Raw genomic sequence first — 18598 nt, 5'->3', positions numbered from 1 at the left:
CCGATCATGTCCGGCGCCACCAGCACCCCCGCCACCCTGCAGCTGACCGAAGCCGATCTCGCCGCGTGGGGCGAACGGTTCGGCCGCGAAGCGATCCTCCCGCGCGTCGTCGCGCTCGAGGGCGATCTGGGCGCGGGAAAGACCACCCTCGCGCGCGCCATCTGCCGGGGGTTCGGCGTGGCGGGCGAGATTACGAGCCCCACCTTCGCGCTCGTGCACGAATACGACGCTCCCCGCGGGCCGGTGTATCACCTCGACCTCTACCGGCTCGAGGGCCCGCGCGACCTCACCAACATCGGATGGGACGAGATCATGAACGAGCGGGCCCTGGTGGTCGTCGAGTGGCCCGAGCGCGCCGGTGGGCGCCTTCCACCAACCGCGGTGCGCGTTCAGCTCGCGCACATCCCAGGCGACCCCGGCCGGCGGTCGCTCCGCGTGGTGACGCCGTGATCACGCTCGCGCTCGACGCATCCACCTACGTCGGCACGGTCGCGGTGATCCGCGACGGGCGCGTGATTGCCGAGGGGGAGACGGCGATGCGGGGGCGCGACATCGAGCGCCTGATGCCGGCCGTGGCGGCGGCGCTCGATGCCGCGGGCGTGACGGCGGCGCAGGTGGAACGGGTGGTGTGCGGCGACGGGCCGGGGAGCTTCACCAGTCTCCGCATCGCGGCCTCGATCGCCAAGGGCCTGGCCACGGGCACGGGGGCGGTATTGATGCGGGTGTCGTCGCTGGCGCTCGTCCCGGCCGGCTCGCCGGCGCTGGCGCCAGGCCCATACGTGGCCGTGCTCGACGCGTTGCGGGGCGACGTGTATTTCCAGCGGCTCGCCGTAGAACCGGGCGGGGACGTGGTCCCCGAGCACGAGGGCGCGCTCGGCCCGGTGGATGCGGTGGCCCGTATGGCGGAAGCGGAGGGCGCCCGGGTGGTGGGGCCCGCGGCCGTGCTCGACCTGCTGCCCGGGGTTCCGCGCGAGGGCGCCCGATCGGCGCTGGACCTGGCGCCGCACGCGCGCGGCGTCGTCCGGCTCGAAGCGGCGCTCCAGCCGGCGGATCTCGCCAGCTGGGAGCCGCGGTATGGACGCCTGGCGGAGGCCCAGGTGAAATGGGAGGCGGCGCATGGGCGGCCGTTGCCCGCGTCGTGAGCATCTCGATCGCGCCGGCCACGCTCGCGGACGCCAATGAGGTGTCGGCGATCGAGGAATCCGTGTTCGCCGACCCGTGGTCGGCCAACTCCTTCCGGTCGCTGCCCGGCGACCCGCGCGTGTACTTCGCTTGCGCCAAGGCGCCGGCCAATGGGGCCGGGGCGGACTCGGCGAAGGTGGGTGCCGCCGGGGGGGTGGTCGGTTATGTTGTGGCGATCTTCGCCGCCGACGAGGGCGAGATCGCCAATCTGGCGGTGGCGAGCGATGCGCGGGGCCGGGGGATCGGCGCCGGGCTGCTGGACGCGGCGCTGCGGCACGCGAAGGAGCGGGGGGCCAACGCCCTCTACCTCGAAGTGAGAGAGTCGAACTCGGCCGCGCGGCATCTCTACGGCGCGCGTGGATTCAAGGAGGTGGGGCGCCGTCGCGGGTATTATCAGCGACCGGTGGAGGATGCGTTGATCCTTCGCCGGCTTGTTGGGCCTGGGCTCAAGTAATGTCTCATGGCTGAAATGGAAGTGTCTGTAGTGTAGTCATTTGGTTATGCTCTGTTCTACCGGATTGGACATCATGCGCGGCGAGTGTGGAACCCTTTCTCGCCAGGAGGAATTGTGAGCCGAAGCTTGAACAAGGTCACGCTGATCGGGAACCTGGGCAGCGACCCAGAGGTGCGATCCACCACCGGCGGCAATCGTGTCGCGACGTTTTCCCTGGCCACCAGCCGCACCTGGAGCGGTGCCGCGGGGGACCGCCAGGAAAAGACCGAGTGGCACCGGTGCGTGGTCTGGAACAGCAAGTCGTCGCAACTGGCGGACATCGTGGAGAAGTACGTCCACAAGGGCGACAAGCTGTATGTCGAGGGGCGCATCGAGTACCGGCAGTGGCAGGACAAGGAAGGCCAGACCCGGTACAGCACCGAGATCAACGTGCGGGAGCTGATCATGCTCAGCGCGCCGCGCGGTGGTGGGGATTTCGAAGGCGAGGCGGCCCCGCGGGCCAGCCGGGCGCCGGCGGCCCCCAAGGCCAAGGCCGCACCCGGTGGAGGGGAGGGCTTCGAGGACTTCCCCGAGGGGCTTCAGGACCAGGACGACGACCTGCCGTTCTGAGGGGCCGGATCCCGGTCGAGGGCGCCGTTCCCCGCCATGGGCAGGGGGCGGCGCCCTTGCCGTTTCCAAATGTGGCGCCAAGTCGTCATCCTCCCGCGGCGGTGCCCTCGCATCGCCGGCACGTGGCGTCGGGCTTCCTTCCCTGGGCGGTCCGGCGCATCACTTCCCTGAAGCTGTCCGCATGGATGGTCGTCGTTCGGACAGGGAGCCTCTCTTCGGCATCATGCGAAATCGGACTCTTCGCGCGCTGGCGACCGCGGCCTTGCTCGCCCCCATCACGCTCGCGGCCCAGCAGGCCACGGGCGGACAGGCCGTCCCGCAGACGCACACCGTGCAGCAGGGCGAGACGCTGTGGACCCTGGCCCAGAAGTATCTCCAGGATTCCCATCTCTGGCCGGAGATCTACCGGCTCAACAAGGACGCGATCGCCGACCCGCACTGGATCTATCCAGGCCAGGTGCTGAAGCTGCCCGGCGCGGTGACGAGCGTCGAGGTGACGATCCAGCCTCCGGCCGGCGCCGCCGACACCGTGCGCAGGGCGGTGGTGGCGCAGACGGTGCAGACGATGGACGCGCCGACGGTGTTCAAGCGCGACGTCGCGGTCTCGCAGTCGCCAGACGCGGCCCAGGCGGTGGAGCAGTTTCCCACCGTGCTGTTGGGGCAGTATGAGCGCGCCCCGTACGTCGTGCGGCCGGGCGCGATGTCGGGAGTGGGGCGCGTGCTGCGGTCGGCCGATCTCGATGCGAACGGCGACATCGAACCGACCACGATCTTCAAGGCATACGATGACGTGCTGATCCAGGCGCCGGCGGGCGTGTCCACGGCCAAGGGTGCCCGGTACGTGGCGCTGGCCATGGGGCCGAACGTGTACGGCGTGGGGCAGGTGGTGATTCCCACAGGCATCGTCGAGGTCACGCGGACGCCGGAGGCGGGAACCGCAGGCATCGGCCAGGTGGTGCAACTGTTCGGCGAGATGAATCCGGGGCAGGTGCTCGTGCCGCTCGACACGGCCGGGGTATCGTCGACGGCTCGCCCGAAGCCGCTCAAGGATGGCCGCTGGGCGACGATCAAGTGGGTGATGGCCGAGCCGGTGCTTCCCACGTTGCAGAGCTACGTCGTGCTGGACGTGACGGCGGGCGACGGGATCAGGCCGGGCGACGAGTTCGAAGTGTTCCGCACGCGGCAGGTGTCCCGGAGGGTGGGCGGCCTCGCCGAGCCGGAGATCCCGATCGGGAAGGCGCAGGTGATCAAGGTCACGCCGTTCGGGACGACCGCGATCGTGACGGCGCAGCAGCAGCCGGCGATCAATACCGGGATGATGGTCCGCAACTCTGCCAAGATGCCGTAACGGAGAATCCCGGATGATGCCGTAACGGCTTCCCGGGATTAGATTTGGGCGAGCGCCATGATAGCGATCGCCCATTTCATTGCCATCACCCTGTACGTGGCCGCGGCGGCCCTGGCCGCGACCCCGTTCGCGCGTCCGATGAACGCCCCGGTCCGGAGCGTGTTCGGACTGCTGGCGGCCGGGGTCGTCGTGCATCTGGGCGCGCTGGTGGCGATGGCCGTTCAGGCGGGCCACGTCTACGTGGCCGGCTTGGGCCCCTCGCTGTCGCTCGCCGGATTCGTGCTCGCCGCGACGCTGCTGGTGGTGGAGTTGCTGGCGCGCGACATCAGTCTCACGCTGGTTGCGGCCCCGCTGGCCGCCGTTCCCACCGTGTGCGCGAATCTCATCGGGTTCAAGCACGCCGTGGAGCCGAGCGGCGTGCAGGGGGTGTGGCTGGTCGCGCACATCGCGCTGAGCTTCGCGGGCATCGCCGCATTCGGGACGGCCGCGGTGGCGGGTGTCATGTACCTGTTCGAACGGCGCGAACTCAAGTCCGGCCGGTTCGACGCCATGTTCCGGCTCTTCCCGCCGTTGGCCACACTCGACCGGGTGAACCATCTCGCGGCGCTGGCCGGTTGGCTGGGCCTCACGGTGGGGGTCGTGCTCGCGATCGCCTACTCGCTGCAATACGGCGGGATGCGGCCGGAGCAGCTGGCGTGGGGCGTGGCGGCGTGGGTCGCGGTGAGCGGCGTGGCGCTGGGGCGGTTCGTGCGCGGGTGGCAGGCGCATCGCGCAGCCATCTGGTCGAGCGTGTCGTTCACGGCCGTCGTGCTCCTGTACGTGGCGCTCCGGGTCCTCGGCCCGGTCGCGGGGAAGTTCCATTGAGCGCCCGTGGGCTGATCGTCGCGCGCCAAGGGACGGCGTGTCGTTGACCGTGGTGGGCCTCAGCCACCGGACGGCGGCGCTCGACGTGCGCGAGTGTCTCACCTTCCGCGCGTCGGACATGGGTGCGGTCCTCGATCGGGTCCGGAGCGCCGCCGGGGCGCCCGAGAGCGTGATGCTCTCCACGTGCAATCGCACCGAGGTCTACGTGGTGGAGGGGGAGCAGGACGCGGCGCCGGCGGTGTGGGAGGTGCTCGGCGGGCGCCTGGGCGCCGACGCCACGCCGCACGGCTACGTGCGGCGCGACCGCGACGCCGTGGCACACCTCTTCCGCGTGGCCGCGGGGCTGGACTCGATGGTGCTGGGCGAGGCCCAGATCCACGGCCAGGTACGCGACGCGTGGGAGACCTGCCGCGCGCACTCCGGCACGGTGCTCAATCGACTGTTCCAGACGGCCCTGCTCGTGTCGGGGCGGGTCCGGGAGGAGACGGCGGTGGCGCGGGGCGCGGCGTCCGTGAGCTCGGCGGCGGTGCAGTTGGCCAAGCAGATCTTCGGCACGCTGCGTGGGCGCCGGGCAATGGTCCTCGGGGCCGGCGAGATGGCGGAGCTCGCGCTCGAGTGTCTCATGGATGAAGGCGTGCTCACGGCGATCGTCGCCAACCGGACGCACGACCGGGCCGTGGAGCTGGCCGCGCGGCACGGCGCCCGCGCGCTGCGCCTGGACGATTGCTGGCGCGAGTTGCACGAGGTGGACCTCGTGCTGTCGTCCACGGCGTCGCCGGTGCCGGTGATGACGGTGGAGCGCGTGCGCGACGCGATCGCGCAGCGCGGCGACCGCCCGTTGTGCATCCTGGACATCGCCGTGCCGCGCGACGTCGAACCGGAAGTGGGCGGGCTGGGCAACGTTTTTCTCTACGACCTCGACCGGCTGCAGCAGGTGATCCAGTCGAATCTCGACCGGCGGCGCGGCGAGCTGCCGGCGGCCGAGCATCTGATCGCGGGCGAGGTGGAGCGGTACTGGCAGTGGTTGGCGGGGCTCGAGGCGGTGCCGGTGCTGCGCAGCTTCCGGACGCGCATGGACGCGGTGCGGGAGACGGAGCTGGACGCGGCGCTGCGCCGGCTGCGCGACCTCACGCCCGAGCAGCGGACGGCGGTGGAACATCTGTCCCGCTCACTCATGAACAAGTTCATGCACGAGCCGAGCGTGCGCCTGCGCGCCGCGGCGTCCAACGGCCGGGGGCTGGGCATCGTGGACGCGATGCGCTACCTGTTCGCGCTGGACGCCGAGGGGGCGGGCGCCGAGCGCGCCGCGCGCGGCGATGACTCACACGATGCGGGAGAGACCTGATGCGGGTGCTCGTTACGGGTGGGGCGGGGTTCATCGGATCGCATGCGGCGGATCGGTTCGTGGCCGCCGGGCACGCGGTGTCGGTGATCGACGATCTCTCCAACGGCCGGCGCGAGAACGTGCCGCCGAGGGCGGAGTTCCACGCGCTCGACGTCCGGTCGCCCGAAGCGGCGGCCCTCGTGCGCGCGGGCGGATTCGACGTGATCGCCCACTTCGCCGCCCAGATGGACGTGCGCAAGAGCGTGGAGGATCCGGTGCGCGACGCGCAGATCAACATCGTCGGAACGCTCAACCTGCTCGAAGCGGTGCGCGCGGCGGGCCGGATGGGGAGCACGCGGGTGGTCTTCGCCTCGACCGGCGGCGCGATCTACGGCGATGCCGCCACGCCGCCCAGCGCCGAAGGGGTCCACAAGGAGCCGGACTCGCCGTACGCGATCGCCAAGCACAGCGTGGAGCAGTACCTGTCGTACTACGCGCGCCTCCACGGGCTGGGCGCGGTGTCGCTGCGCTTTGCCAACGTGTACGGACCGCGCCAGGATCCGCACGGCGAAGCCGGCGTGGTGGCGATCTTCTGCGGCCGGCTGCTCGACGGCCGGCCGCTCACGGTGTTCGGCGACGGGAACCAGACGCGCGACTACGTGTACGTGGCGGACGTGGCGGACGCGGTGGTGCGCGCGGCGGCGTACGCGCCGCCGCGGCGTGCCGGGATGAACGCCCGGGCGTTCAATATCGGGACGGGCATCCCGACCTCCGTGGTCGAACTCGCCTCGGCGCTCATGCACACCACGGGGCGGAACGTGCCCGTGGAGTTCGCGCCGGCGCGGCCGGGTGAACAGCAGCAGTCGTACCTCGCGATCGACAAGGCGGCAGCCGAACTCGGCTGGCGTCCTTCCGTCTCGCTGTCGCAGGGCCTCGCGGAGACCTACGCGTGGTTCGCCCAGCGGGCGCTCACCTCCAGCGATTCACGCGCATGATCCTCGGGTTTCTGCAGATGGCCGGAGTGCCGCAGATCGGCGGGGCCACGCCGAACGGCGCCATCGACCTCATCGTCAGCGCTTCACTCAGCACCAAGATCGTGCTGAGCATCCTCGCCGTGCTCTCGCTGCTCAGCTGGACCGTGATGTTCAGCGCCTGGCGGCAGCTGAACAAGGCGGAGCGCGCGGCGGGCGAGTTCCAGCGCGAGTTCGAGCACGTGCCGCGGCTGGATGAAGCGGGAGCCCTGGTCAAGCGCGCCAAACCCGGCGCGCTGCCGCGGTTGTTCCTGCGGGCGATGCACTTCGTGTCCGAGGCCCGGGTGCGCAACCAGCAGTGGCGGGAGCTGTCGGGTGAGGCGCCGACGCCGATGGCCGGTGCGACGCACGCGCTCTCCGCCACGCAGATCGAGACGCTGCGGCTGGTGCTCGATGCCGAGGCATCGGCGGAGCGCGACCGTCTGGGGCGCTATCTCCCGTTTCTCGCGACCACGGGGTCGGCGAGCCCGCTCATCGGACTGTTCGGCACGGTGCTCGGGGTGATCGAGGCATTTCTCGGGATCGCCAGCAAGGGTTCCGGCAATCTCGGTGCCGTGGCGCCGGGCGTGGCCGAGGCGCTGATCGCCACGGCCGCCGCGCTGGCGGTGGCGATCCCGGCGACCTTCGGGTACAACATCTTCGCCAACAAGCTGAACCGGTTCGACGGGATGATGGAGAACTTCAGCACCTCCGTGATCGCGTTGCTGGCGCGCGAGGGGCACATCTAGGATGTCGCGCCGCCGCCATCGCCGGTTCGAACTCAACGCCGACATCAACGTCGTGAGTCTGATCGACGTGATGCTGTTGCTGCTCGTGATCTTCATGATCACGGCGCCGATGATGCAGGGCGGGGTGGACATCGCCCTGCCCAGGGCCGAAGCGCGTCCGATCACGTCGAAGAGCGGGATGACGGTCACCGTCACGCGCGACGGCAGCATCCTGGTGGACGACGGGACGCCGATGACCTATGCCGAGTTCCGGGCGGCGTTCCAGACGCTGGCCAGGGACCGCGCCCAGCAGGGGCTGTATCTGCGCGCCGATTCGCGCGTGGACTATGGGCTCGTGGCGCAGGTGCTGGCGGTGATCCAGGCGGCCGGGGTGCGCGACGTCGGGTTGATCACCGATCAGGAGCAGGTGCCCTGAGATGAGCGTCCGGCAGGGGCCGCCGTCGCTCACGCTGCCGATCGGGGCGTCCGTCCTCCTGCACGCCGCGGTGATCGCGGCGTTGTTCGTGTTCCGGCCGGCGGCGCCGCCGGCCATGCCGCCGGTGTACCGCGTGAATCTGGTGGCGGCGCCGCCGGGCCCGCGCGCGGTGGGCGTCGTGCAGGCGACGCCGGCGCCGGCCGCGGAGCGGCCCAGACCGGTGCCTCCTCCCCGCGCGAAGGCGGTCCCCAAGGCGATGCCGGCCCCCCCGACCCGGAAGCGCGAGAAGCCCGCTCCGGCCAAGCGCGAAGCGACCCCCGTCCCGCCCGAGGCCAAGACCTCGCCCGTGACGAGGAAGACGCAGGCGGCGGGCGGCGGGGCCGAAGGGGGCAAGGGCGCGGACGTGGCGAACGTGAGCACCGCAGGGATCGATTTTCCATTTCCAGGTTATCTTCAGAACATCTTGCGGCAAATCGCGTTGCGCTTCAGTCCCGGCAGCAGCGGCGCCCTCACGGCCGAGGTGGCGTTTCTCATCCATCGCGATGGGAGCGTGACCAACTTCCGATTCCAGAAGCGGTCCGGTTCGTTCGCGTTCGATCTTGCCGCGCAGGGGGCGGTGGACGCGGCGGGAACGGCGCACGCGTTCGGTCCGCTGCCGTCCGCGTATCCCGATGACGTCTTGCCCGTGATCTTCTCCTTCGATCCCCGGATCATTCACTGATGAACGGCCCCGTACGCCTCGCCCTTGCCCTCCTCTGCGGGGCAGGGCCGCTGCTTGCCCAGGACACGACGACGAAAGGGGTCCGCATCACGCTCTCGTATGACGCCGGGGTGCGGCCCGGCGTGGTGGTGCTCCCGGTGGCCGGCGCCAACGGCGATTCGATCCAGGCGATCATCCAGCGCGATCTCGACTACGGCGACCGCGTGAACGTCATCGTGATCCCGGATTCGATGGCCGCCGCCATCCGGAGCGGATTCGATTCGGCGGGCAACCCCGTCGGGATGAACTACGGCGTGTTCAAGACCCTCGGGGCGCTGGCCGTGGTGCGGGTCACGAACACCGATCGCGGGCTCCACGTGGCGCTGCACGACGTGGTCCATTCGCGGGTGATCGACGTGAATGAATTCGCCCTGCCGCCCGGCGCCGCGACCAGGCCATGGCGCATGGCCGTGCACCGCGTCTCGGACGAGCTGGAACGGTGGATCACGGGCGTCCAGGGCGTCGCGGCGACGCGGATCGCCTACGTGCGCTCGCACGCCGTGCACGTCGTGGATAGCGACGGGGCCGACGACGTCACGATCCCGATGGTCGGCGATGGGCTGTCGCCGGCCTGGAGCCCCGATAGCCGATCGCTGGCCTACGCCACGTTTGGCGACAATTCGCGGGTCGTCGTGTATGACGTGCGGTCGGGGCAGTCCCGGGCGTTCAGCAGCCGGCGCAACACCAACGTCAGCACGCCCATCTTCAGCCCCGACGGATCAACGATTCTTTACACGCTCGCCGGGGAGAACGGATCCGATCTGTACAGCGTCCCGGTGACGGGCGGCACGCCCCAGCGGGTCTCGGTGAGCGGTGGCACCGACAGCGGGACCCCGAGCTACAGCCCCGACGGACGCCGGATCGCATTCACTTCGGACCGGGCCGGCCCGCCGGAGATTTATATTATGGACGCCGACGGGACGAATGCGGATATGTTCACCACGTACAGTTTCGGTTCCAGGAACTACCGCTCCAATCCCGATTGGTCGCCTGATGGGCTGAACATCGCGTATCAGGCGTACTATCCCGACGCCTCGGGGAACTTCCAGGTGTTCACGATGTCGTTGCGCGACCGGACGCCCAAGCAGTTGACGAGCGACGGCGAGAATGAGGATCCGAGCTGGGCGCCGGATGGGCGCCACCTCGTGTTCACGTCCACGCGCAGCGGAGTCAAGGAGTTGTGGGTGATTGACACGCAGTCGGGCCGGATTCGGCAGCTCACGCACTCCGCGGGTACGTCGCGGTTGGCCGCGTGGTCGCCGCATCTGGCGCCATAGAACGTGCCGAACCTCCGACGGCGCGTGCCGGATCACGCTGGATCGCACGCTGTTCAACCCCGAGTCAAGGAGACCAGACCCATGCACGCTTCACGTATCCTGCCCGCGACGCTCCTGGTCGCGGCTACCGCGCTCTCGGCTTGCCACAAGAAGCCCGAGGTCGCACCCGCCCCGATGCCGGTGCCGATCGACAGCACCGCCATCAAGCAGCACATCGCCGACTCGACCGCCGCGGCCGACCGCGCGCGCGAGGCGGCGGAGGCTGCGGCGGCCGCGAAGGCCCGGGCCGACAGCATCGCCAAGGCCGAGGCCGAAGCCGCGACGCAGGCCTCGATGCGCGCCGCGCTCACCAAGCCGATCCATTTCGACTTCAACAAGTTCGACCTGCGGCCCGAGGATCAGGCGACGCTCGACGCGAAGCTTCCGATCCTCCTCGCCAATCCGGGGCTCACGATCCAGGTGGCCGGCAACACCGACGAGCGTGGTTCCACCGAGTACAACCTGGCGCTGGGCCAGCGTCGCGCCGCGACGGCCAAGCGGTATCTGACCGAGCACGGCGTGGCCGAGAGCCGGATCGAGACCGTGAGTTACGGGGAAGAGCGCCCGGTGTGCACCGACCACGACGAGTCGTGCTGGTCGCAGAACCGCCGCGATGAATTCACGATCACGGCCGGCGGCGCCGGCATGCTGAACAAGCCCGGGTCCTGATGCGCGCCCGTGCAGTTTTGGCGCCGGCCGCGGCGCTGCTGCTCAGCGGATGTCTCGCCTCCAAGGGAGACATCCGTCTGCTGCAGGATGACATGGCCTCGCTCGGTGCGCAGCAGGCGCAGCAGGCGCAGGCCCAGGCCAAGGCCCGGGCGCGTTCCGATTCGATCCTCCGGTTGCGGCTCGATTCGGCCATCGCCTCGCTCACCGTGATCAACGATTCGGTCCGGGCGATCGGCCAGCGGACGATGACCTTCCAGGCGAACACGAGCCAGGCGTTGTACGACGTCGGGCAGCAGTTGATCACGCTCCAGAACCGAGCCGGCATCAGCCAGCGTCAGATCCAGGACCTGGCGGCGCAGCTCGAGGCACAACACGAGCGGATGAGCCCCGACTCGACGACCGGCGGCGGCGCAGCCAAGCCGCAGGCGCAGGGGCCGGGACCGGCGCGGCTGTTCGCGATGGGGCGGGACCAGTACGACAACGGGGCCTACGGTACGGCGCGGATGGCGTTCACGCAGATGCTCCAGCAGTATCCCGACTCGATCCGGGCGCCGCAGGCCATGAACTACATTGCGCAGACGTACGAAGGCGAGGCCAACGCGGGGGCCGCGGATTCCGTGTACCAGGCACTGGTGGCCAAATTCCCCCAGAGCCCGCAGGCCCCGTCGGCGCTGTACAAGCACGGGCTGTGGCTGATCGCGCAACACCAGACGGCGGACGCGCGGAAGGTGCTGCAGCGCGTGGTCTCCGAGTATCCAAACAGCGATGCCGCTCCGCTGGCGACGGACCGGCTGCGCACGCTTCCGAACCCCTAATCGGACGTCGAGGGTTTGATGGTCGCCAAGAAGTCGGATGAAATGCCCTTCCTCGATCATCTCGAGGAACTGCGGTGGCGCCTCGTGTGGTCGATCGGGGCGCTCGCCGTGGGGCTGGCCATCGGCGTCTTCATCGTCGTCCGCTTCCACGCGATCCTGTTTCTCGAGAAGCCGATCCTGCCCTATCTCGAGGGACGGAAGCTGGTGTACACCCATCCGGGTGACACGTTCTCGATCCTGATGTCGGCGTCGCTGGTCATCGGCGGCATCATCGCGCTGCCGATGATCGGCTACCAACTCTGGTCGTTCCTGTCGCCCGCGCTGTATAGGCGCGAGAAGCGGGTGGCCATTCCGATCATCTTCACCGGCGTGCTGCTGTTCGCGTGCGGGGTGGCGCTGGCGTACTACTTCGTGCTGCCGCTGGCGCTGGACTACCTGATGCATCTGGAGTCCGACGCGTTGACGCCGATGATCACGGCGTCGGAGTACTTCGGCTTCGTGACCACGCTCTGCGTGGCGTTCGGGGCCGTGTTCGAGCTGCCCCTGGCGATCGTCGGGCTCACGGCGCTGGGCATCGTCAAGCCGCAGTTCCTGACCAAGTACCGCCGGCACGCGATCGTGGCCTGCTGGGCGGTGTCGGCGATCATCACGCCCGGCGACTTCCTGGGCACGACGTTCGCCCTCGCCATTCCGCTGTACCTGCTGTTCGAGATCAGCGTCGTGCTGTCGTACATCGTCTACAAGCGTCGCGAGCGACGGCACGCCCAGCTGGCCGAGGACGAGGGCGCGGCATGAAGCGGTGGCTGGTGCTGGCGGCGCTGATCGCCCTGCCGTCGGTGCTCCCGGCGCAGGGCATCCCGCGGCGCCCGCCGGTCCAGCGGGCGCCGGGCGACACGAACCGCGTGCGCCGCGACACCACGGGCCGCGATTCACTGGGCACGGTCAAATGGTCGGCGCCCGACTCGGTGATGCAGGCGCTGATGGCCCGCAAGGGCTATACCGTCACGCGCTACGAGGGCGGCACGGTGGCGTTCGACGCACTCACGCAGGCGATCGCGCTCGCCGCGGGCCAGGCCCGGCAGGCGGTGGTGCAGCGTGGCGACCAGACCGTGATCACCGATTCGACCATCCGCTACAACAGCGACACGCGCGGCATCACGGTGACCAGCCGTGATACGGCGGGCGCCGGGTACGTCATCGTGCCCGGCGGCGGGCAGGCGCCCATTGCCGGCCGCACGACGGCCACGTACAACCTGAGCGAGCGCTCGGGGCGCATCAACGACGCCCGGGTGGCCGTGGAGAACGGCGGGCAGACCTGGTACGTGGCGCCGGAGGTGGTCAAGATCGAGGCGGGGGACTCCACCAAGGGCATCGCCCCGCGGCTGTACGGCGCCTCGGCCAGCCTCACGTCGTGCGACGACAGCCTGGCGCCCGACTACCACTTTGAGATCGGCGAGATCAAACGCTCCAAGAACATGATGGTGGGGCGACCGGCGGTGCTGTACATCGCCGACGTGCCCGTGATGTGGCTTCCGTTCTTCTTCCAGGACACGCGCACCGGGCGCAAGAGCGGCATGCTGACGCCGCGATTCGGCGTCGCCGACATCATCCGCAACAGCCCCAGCTACCGCCGCGACATCGAGAACATCGGGTGGTATTGGGCGCTCAATAACTACATGGATGCGTCGCTCTGGCTCGACTGGCGGAGCAGCACCGGCGGCTCGGCGCTGGGCGATCCCGGCTGGGCCCGGTTCAACGGCCAGTGGCGGTACGGCTGGCGCGACCGGTTCCTCACCGGCCAGATCGCCTCGTCGTACACGGCGCAGCGCGACGGACAGACCAACCTGGCGTTGAGCTGGACGCACAGCCAGCAGTTCTCGCGCAACAGCCGGCTCACGGCGAACATGAACTACGTCACGAGCACCACGCTGCAGCGCCAGAATACCTTCAATCCGTACGCGGCGCTGGCCACGATCTCGTCGTCCATCAACTATCAGCAGAAGGTGGGGCCGGCCAACATCAGCATCGGCGGCACGCGCAAGCAATATCCGGGCCGTCAGCAGGTGGACATGAACTTCCCGACGATCAGCGTCGCCTCGAGCCCGATCAGCCTGGCCTCGTGGCTCAGTTGGACGCCGGGATTCAACTTCTCCGACAACCAGAGCCTGCACATCGATCAGCCGGGGTTGTTCAGCCAGCGATACAGCGTCAACGCGTCGGGGGCGCTCGACTCGACCACCGTCAAGCGCAGCAGCTACCAGCGATCGATCTCGTTCGACACGCCGATCCAGATCTTCGGTTTCAACCTGAAGAACGCGTTCACGGTCAACGACCAGCAGAACATCTTTCCGCAGCAGTATCTGGTGTACCCGAACCCGAACGACACGTCGGTGCACCAGCAGCGCGTGTTCGCGAGCACGTTCCGCACCGACGTCGATTGGACGCCGACGTTCTCGCTGCCGGCCATGGGGCAGGGCAACATCCTGCACATGGCGCCCAGCCTCGGATTCCAGAACGTGGATCCGGGGGCGTACTGGGTGCGCACCGAGCGCACGGGCGGCCAGTTCGTGCATCAGTCCAAGCGCCCCACCTTCGGGCTGGGGATCGCGCCCACGATCTACGGGCTGATCCCCGGAATCGGACCGTTCTCACGATTCCGGCACACGATCAGCCCCGAGATCAGTTTCAGTTATGCGCCGGCGGCCGGGGTGAGCGACGCGTACCTCGCGGCCACGGGCCGCACGCGCGTGGGATACCTGGGCTCGCTGGCGCAGAAGGCCGTGACGTTGCGGCTCACGCAGAACTTCGAGGGGAAGCTGAAGGCCAAGCAGGACACGACCACCGGCGGACAGCCGGCCGAGGAGAAGAAGCTCAAGCTGCTGTCGATCAACTTCTCGTCGCTGACCTATGACTTCGAACGCGCCGCCGCCACGCACCGCGCCCTGTCCGGCATCTCCTCGGACGCCTTCTCGTACAGCGTGAACTCGGACCTCGTACCCGGGCTGTCGCTCAATGTCGGGTACTCGCTGTTCCAGGGCAATCCGCTCAGCGATACGGCGCAGTTCAAGCCGTTCCGGAATTCGGTGTCCGCCAGCTTCAGCATCAGCAAGGAGCAGAATCCGTTCGGGTTCATCTTCCGGATGCTGGGCATCTCGCACGACTCGACGGCCGCGCCGGCGGGCGCGGCCGCCCCCGGGATGGGCCCCGATCAGCAGTTCGCGCAGCAGGTGGCGGCCCAGCCGGTGGCGGGAATGGGCTCGCGGAACACGCTCTATCTGGCCCCGGTCTCGCGGTCGTGGTCGGCCTCGTTCAACTTCAGTGCGGCGCGCCAGCGCCCGCCGGTGGGCGGCACGGTGATCAACACCGATCCCACGATCTACTGTCAACCGTTCCGGGATCCCGCGAGTTCGTCGTACAATCCGGCGGCGTACGACCTCTGTGTCCAACAGCAGAGCACGGCGCCCACGCTCGATCAGCCGATCAGCAATACGTCGGCCGGCGGGCCCACCTACGTCAATCCGCCCACGTCGTCGGTGGGCAGCAGCATCGAGTTCCCGCTCACGGAAAAGTGGTCGGCGGCGTGGCGAACCACGTACAACTTCGTCCAGCACCAATTCGCCAGCCAGGATGTGCAACTGGTGCGCGACCTCCACGACTGGCGGGCCATCTTCTCGTTCACCCAGTCGCCCAACGGCAACTTCGCCTTCTCGTTCCAGATCGCGCTCAAGGCGGAGCCCGACCTCAAGTTCGACTACAACCGGGGCACGTACCGCACGCAGGCGTTGCCGTAGCGCGCCGGCTGCGCGCCTCCCTTGAATTGTCGCGCGTCGACGGAGACATTCCGGCCCATGACACGGCCCGTGGTATTGGACGGCAATTCGCTCGCCATCGAGGACGTGGCGGCGGTGGCCGCGGACCGCGCGCCGGTGACCCTCGCCCCCGCGGCGCGGGAGCGCATCCGGCGCACCCAGGCCGTGGTCGCGCAGCTGGTGGAGCGCAACGCCGTCGTGTACGGCGTGACCACCGGCTTCGGCAAGCTGTCCGACGTCGCCATTCCGCACCACCGGCTGGCCGAACTGCAGGTGAGCCTCGTGCGCAGCCACTCGGCGGGCGTGGGGGCGCTGCTCCCCGAGCGCGAGGTGCGGGCGATGATGTTGCTGCGCGCCAACGTGATCAGCAAAGGCCATTCGGGCGCGCGGCCGGAACTCCCCGAGCTGTTGATCGGCATGCTGAACGCGGGTCTCTACCCGCCGGTGCCGGAGCAGGGGAGCGTGGGGGCGAGCGGAGACCTCGCCCCCCTGGCTCATCTCGCCCTGTCGATGATCGGCGAGGGGGATCTGTTCCGCGGCGACGCGCGGGGCCCCGCCACCGAGATGTTGCGCGCGGCCGCGCTGGCGCCGGTCGTCCTGGGCCCCAAGGAGGGGCTCACGCTGATCAACGGCACGCAGGCCCACACCGGCATCGCCGCCCTGGCCCTGACGGACGCCCGGCAGCTCTGGCATGTGGCGCACGTGGCGGGCGCGATGACGCTGGAAGCGCTGCTCGGGACGCCGGTGGCGTTCGATGCCCGCATCCAAGCGGTGCGCGGCCAGGCGGGGCAGATCACGTCGGCGGCGCTGCTGCGCGACCTGCTCGAGGGCAGCGAGATTCGCGAGTCGCACCGGGTGGGCGATCCGCGGGTGCAGGACGCCTACTCGTTGCGGTGCATGCCGCAGGTGCACGGTCCGGTGCTCGACGCGATGGAGTTCGCCACGGGTCTCGTGTCGCGCGAGCTCAATGCGGCCACCGACAATCCGCTCGTGTTTGAAGACGGCACGCTCCTCAGCGGCGGCAACTTCCACGGCCAGGCCGTGGCGCTGGCGCTCGACGTGCTGGCGATCGCGCTCACCAATCTGGCCACGATGTCGGAACGCCGGATCGATCGCCTGGTGCACCCCGATCTCAATCAGGGGCTGCCGCCCTTCCTGGCCCGCGACGCCGGCGTGAACTCCGGCTTCATGATGGCGCAGGTGACGGCGGCGTCCATCGCCAGCGAGTGCAAGGTGCTCGCGCATCCGGCGAGCGTGGACACCATCCCCACCGACGGGAACAAGGAAGACGTGGTGCCGATGGCGATGGCCGCGGCGTGGAAGCTCCGGCGCGTCGTCCAGAACGTGCGTTATGTGCTGGCCATCGAGCTCATGTGCGCCGCGCAGGGCCTGGACTACCGGGCGCCGCTGGCGCCGGGACGCGGCGTCGCCCGGGCGCATCGCGCCGTGCGCGCGATAGTCGCCACGCTCGAGGATGATCGCGTGCTCTCCGGCGATATCACGCGGCTCGCCGACGCGATCGCCGGCGATCATTTCGCCCCCGCGCCGAGCGGACGATGACGGACGCCCTCGTACCCCGCGCCGGCGCCCGGCCGGTGCGCGCGCCGCGCGGCAGCACGATCTCGTGCAAGGGCTGGCAGCAGGAGGCCGCGCTCCGCATGCTGATGAACAACCTCGATCCCGAGGTGGCCGAACGCCCCGACGATCTCGTGGTCTATGGCGGCACGGGGCGCGCGGCGCGGAGCTGGGAGGCGTTCGACGCGATCGTGCGGTCGCTGCGCGCGCTCGAGCACGACGAGACGCTGCTCGTGCAGAGCGGCAAGCCGGTGGCGGTATTCCGCACCCACGCCGGGGCGCCCCGCGTGCTCATCGCCAACGCCAATCTCGTGGGGCGTTGGGCCACCTGGGAGCACTTCCGCGAACTCGAGCGCGCCGGGCTGACGATGTTCGGCCAGATGACCGCCGGGTCGTGGATCTACATCGGGTCGCAGGGCATTCTCCAGGGCACCTACGAGACGTTCGGCGCCATGGCGCGCCGGCACTTCGGCGGCACCCTGGCGGGACGGTTCGTGCTCACCGCCGGGCTGGGCGGCATGGGGGGCGCCCAGCCGCTCGCGGCGACGATGCACGGCGCGGCGATCCTCGGCGTCGAAGTCGACGAGGCCCGCATCGACAAGCGGATCGCCACGGGCTACTGCGACCGCAAGGCGCACACGCTCGACGCCGCCCTGGCCCTCATCGACGACGCGCGGGCGGCCAAGCGCGCGCTCTCGGTGGGCCTCGTGGGCAACGCGGCGGAACTGCTGCCCGAGCTCGTCGCCCGTGGCGTGGTGCCCGACGCGGTCACCGACCAGACCAGCGCCCACGATACGCTCAACGGCTACGTGCCCGCCGGCCACACGCTCGCCGAAGCCGCGGAACTGCGGCGCGCCGATCCGGCGCGCTACGTGGAACTGGCCGAGCAGTCCATCGCCGCGCACGTGCGCGCGATGCTCGCCCTGCAGGCGCGCGGCGCCGTGGCGTTCGACTACGGGAACAACATCCGGACCGTGGCGTTCGATCGCGGCGTGGCCCGCGCGTTCGACATCCCGGGGTTCATTCCCGAGTACGTGCGGCCGCTGTTCTGCGAAGGGAAGGGGCCGTTCCGCTGGGTGGCGTTGTCCGGCGACCCCGAGGACCTGCGTCGCACCGACGCGCTGATCCTCGAACTGTTCCCGCACGACGAACAGCTGCGGCGGTGGATCACGCTGGCCCAGGAGCGCGTGCAGTTCCAGGGGCTCCCGGCACGGATCTGCTGGCTGGGGCAGGGAGAACGCGCCCGGTTCGGCATCGCGCTCAACGACCTCGTGGCCCGCGGCGAGCTCTCGGCGCCGATCGTCATCGGACGCGACCACCTCGACACCGGGAGCGTGGCGTCGCCGTTCCGCGAGACCGAGAAGATGCTGGACGGCAGCGACGCCGTGGCCGACTGGCCGATCCTGAACGCGATGCTCAACGTGGCCAGCGGCGCGTCGTGGGTGTCGTTCCATCACGGCGGCGGCGTGGGCATCGGCAACTCCCTGCACGCCGGCCAGGTGATCGTGGCCGACGGCACGCCGGAGATGCGGGTACGGCTGGAGCGCGTGCTCACCAACGACCCCGGCATCGGCGTGGCGCGCCACGCCGACGCGGGGTACGAAGAGGCGGTGGTCACGGCCCGGCGCGAGGGGATCACGCTGCCGATGATCGGATAGCCGCCGCAGCAGGCAGTCGGCAGCGGGCCGTCGGCGCGGGG

18 protein-coding genes are annotated in these 18598 nt (G+C 69.7%); all 18 read left to right on the top strand.

All coding sequences use genetic code 11. The features are described from left to right. Positions 1-6 precede the first annotated feature (6 nt). The 18 genes from tsaE to hutU all read left to right on the top strand — a co-directional run bounded on the left by tsaE (position 7) and on the right by hutU (position 18557). Complete coding sequence (gene tsaE / locus VNE60_14000; GenBank protein ID HVB32634.1) at positions 7-450, top strand: tRNA (adenosine(37)-N6)-threonylcarbamoyltransferase complex ATPase subunit type 1 TsaE; 444 nt, start codon at positions 7-9, stop codon at positions 448-450. Further along, entirely contained in the window at positions 447-1142 is a 696-nt protein-coding gene (gene tsaB, locus VNE60_13995) for a tRNA (adenosine(37)-N6)-threonylcarbamoyltransferase complex dimerization subunit type 1 TsaB (protein HVB32633.1), read from the top strand. The genes tsaE and tsaB overlap by 4 nt, the downstream gene beginning before the upstream one ends. Beyond that, entirely contained in the window at positions 1139-1636 is a 498-nt protein-coding gene (rimI, locus tag VNE60_13990; GenBank protein HVB32632.1) for a ribosomal protein S18-alanine N-acetyltransferase, read from the top strand. The genes tsaB and rimI overlap by 4 nt, the downstream gene beginning before the upstream one ends. 114 nt (positions 1637-1750) lie before the next feature. Next, positions 1751-2245, top strand: a complete 495-nt coding sequence (ssb, locus tag VNE60_13985) for a single-stranded DNA-binding protein (protein HVB32631.1) — start codon at positions 1751-1753, stop codon at positions 2243-2245. A gap of 223 nt (positions 2246-2468) precedes the next feature. Further along, positions 2469-3593, top strand: a complete 1125-nt coding sequence (locus VNE60_13980) for a LysM domain-containing protein (protein ID HVB32630.1) — start codon at positions 2469-2471, stop codon at positions 3591-3593. Between the two features lie 57 nt (positions 3594-3650). Next, complete coding sequence (gene ccsA, locus VNE60_13975; GenBank protein ID HVB32629.1) at positions 3651-4457, top strand: cytochrome c biogenesis protein CcsA; 807 nt, start codon at positions 3651-3653, stop codon at positions 4455-4457. A 37-nt stretch (positions 4458-4494) separates the two neighbouring features. Next, a complete protein-coding gene (hemA, locus tag VNE60_13970) occupies positions 4495-5802 on the top strand; it encodes a glutamyl-tRNA reductase (GenBank protein HVB32628.1) in 1308 nt (435 codons plus the stop codon). Further along, positions 5802-6776, top strand: coding sequence for an NAD-dependent epimerase/dehydratase family protein (locus VNE60_13965; protein HVB32627.1), 975 nt, complete (start codon positions 5802-5804; stop codon positions 6774-6776). The genes hemA and VNE60_13965 overlap by 1 nt, the downstream gene beginning before the upstream one ends. Next, positions 6773-7540, top strand: coding sequence for a MotA/TolQ/ExbB proton channel family protein (locus VNE60_13960; protein ID HVB32626.1), 768 nt, complete (start codon positions 6773-6775; stop codon positions 7538-7540). Before VNE60_13965 ends, VNE60_13960 begins: the two co-directional genes overlap by 4 nt. Before the next feature lies 1 nt (position 7541). Beyond that, positions 7542-7955 carry a biopolymer transporter ExbD gene (locus VNE60_13955; protein HVB32625.1) on the top strand — a complete coding sequence of 138 codons (414 nt, stop codon included), beginning with the start codon at positions 7542-7544 and terminating at the stop codon, positions 7953-7955. 1 nt (position 7956) lies between these two features. Further along, a complete protein-coding gene (locus VNE60_13950; protein HVB32624.1) occupies positions 7957-8676 on the top strand; it encodes a TonB C-terminal domain-containing protein in 720 nt (239 codons plus the stop codon). Continuing rightward, complete coding sequence (locus VNE60_13945; GenBank protein HVB32623.1) at positions 8676-9992, top strand: hypothetical protein; 1317 nt, start codon at positions 8676-8678, stop codon at positions 9990-9992. The genes VNE60_13950 and VNE60_13945 overlap by 1 nt, the downstream gene beginning before the upstream one ends. 81 nt (positions 9993-10073) lie before the next feature. After that, positions 10074-10700 carry a peptidoglycan-associated lipoprotein Pal gene (gene pal / locus VNE60_13940; GenBank protein ID HVB32622.1) on the top strand — a complete coding sequence of 209 codons (627 nt, stop codon included), beginning with the start codon at positions 10074-10076 and terminating at the stop codon, positions 10698-10700. After that, on the top strand, positions 10700-11515 hold the full coding sequence (locus tag VNE60_13935) for a tetratricopeptide repeat protein (GenBank protein HVB32621.1): 816 nt from the start codon (positions 10700-10702) through the stop codon (positions 11513-11515). The genes pal and VNE60_13935 overlap by 1 nt, the downstream gene beginning before the upstream one ends. A gap of 42 nt (positions 11516-11557) precedes the next feature. After that, the gene (gene tatC, locus VNE60_13930) at positions 11558-12310 is read left to right on the top strand and encodes a twin-arginine translocase subunit TatC (GenBank protein ID HVB32620.1); all 753 of its coding nucleotides are present in this window, start codon (positions 11558-11560) and stop codon (positions 12308-12310) included. Continuing rightward, entirely contained in the window at positions 12307-15306 is a 3000-nt protein-coding gene (locus VNE60_13925; GenBank protein ID HVB32619.1) for a putative LPS assembly protein LptD, read from the top strand. Before tatC ends, VNE60_13925 begins: the two co-directional genes overlap by 4 nt. A gap of 57 nt (positions 15307-15363) precedes the next feature. Further along, positions 15364-16884 carry a histidine ammonia-lyase gene (gene hutH, locus VNE60_13920; protein ID HVB32618.1) on the top strand — a complete coding sequence of 507 codons (1521 nt, stop codon included), beginning with the start codon at positions 15364-15366 and terminating at the stop codon, positions 16882-16884. Next, on the top strand, positions 16881-18557 hold the full coding sequence (gene hutU / locus VNE60_13915) for a urocanate hydratase (protein HVB32617.1): 1677 nt from the start codon (positions 16881-16883) through the stop codon (positions 18555-18557). Before hutH ends, hutU begins: the two co-directional genes overlap by 4 nt. Positions 18558-18598 lie beyond the last annotated feature (41 nt).

It is taken from the genome of Gemmatimonadaceae bacterium (assembly GCA_035533755.1).
Lineage (GTDB): Bacteria > Gemmatimonadota > Gemmatimonadetes > Gemmatimonadales > Gemmatimonadaceae > JAGWRI01.
Note: the sequence above shows the minus strand (reverse complement) of the source record. Positions and strands in the feature narration are given on the sequence as shown.

Bases quoted from the DNA above. Each gene is read 5' to 3' on its own strand.
- tsaE (HVB32634.1), top strand. From the start codon at position 7: ATGTCCGGCGCCACCAGCACCCCCGCCACCCTGCAGCTGACCGAAGCC.
- VNE60_13980 (HVB32630.1), top strand. From the start codon at position 2,469: ATGCGAAATCGGACTCTTCGCGCGCTGGCGACCGCGGCCTTGCTCGCC.
- ccsA (HVB32629.1), top strand. From the start codon at position 3,651: ATGATAGCGATCGCCCATTTCATTGCCATCACCCTGTACGTGGCCGCG.
- VNE60_13965 (HVB32627.1), top strand. From the start codon at position 5,802: ATGCGGGTGCTCGTTACGGGTGGGGCGGGGTTCATCGGATCGCATGCG.
- VNE60_13960 (HVB32626.1), top strand. From the start codon at position 6,773: ATGATCCTCGGGTTTCTGCAGATGGCCGGAGTGCCGCAGATCGGCGGG.
- VNE60_13955 (HVB32625.1), top strand. From the start codon at position 7,542: ATGTCGCGCCGCCGCCATCGCCGGTTCGAACTCAACGCCGACATCAAC.
- VNE60_13950 (HVB32624.1), top strand. From the start codon at position 7,957: ATGAGCGTCCGGCAGGGGCCGCCGTCGCTCACGCTGCCGATCGGGGCG.
- VNE60_13945 (HVB32623.1), top strand. From the start codon at position 8,676: ATGAACGGCCCCGTACGCCTCGCCCTTGCCCTCCTCTGCGGGGCAGGG.
- pal (HVB32622.1), top strand. From the start codon at position 10,074: ATGCACGCTTCACGTATCCTGCCCGCGACGCTCCTGGTCGCGGCTACC.
- VNE60_13935 (HVB32621.1), top strand. From the start codon at position 10,700: ATGCGCGCCCGTGCAGTTTTGGCGCCGGCCGCGGCGCTGCTGCTCAGC.
- tatC (HVB32620.1), top strand. From the start codon at position 11,558: ATGCCCTTCCTCGATCATCTCGAGGAACTGCGGTGGCGCCTCGTGTGG.
- VNE60_13925 (HVB32619.1), top strand. From the start codon at position 12,307: ATGAAGCGGTGGCTGGTGCTGGCGGCGCTGATCGCCCTGCCGTCGGTG.
- hutH (HVB32618.1), top strand. From the start codon at position 15,364: ATGACACGGCCCGTGGTATTGGACGGCAATTCGCTCGCCATCGAGGAC.
- hutU (HVB32617.1), top strand. From the start codon at position 16,881: ATGACGGACGCCCTCGTACCCCGCGCCGGCGCCCGGCCGGTGCGCGCG.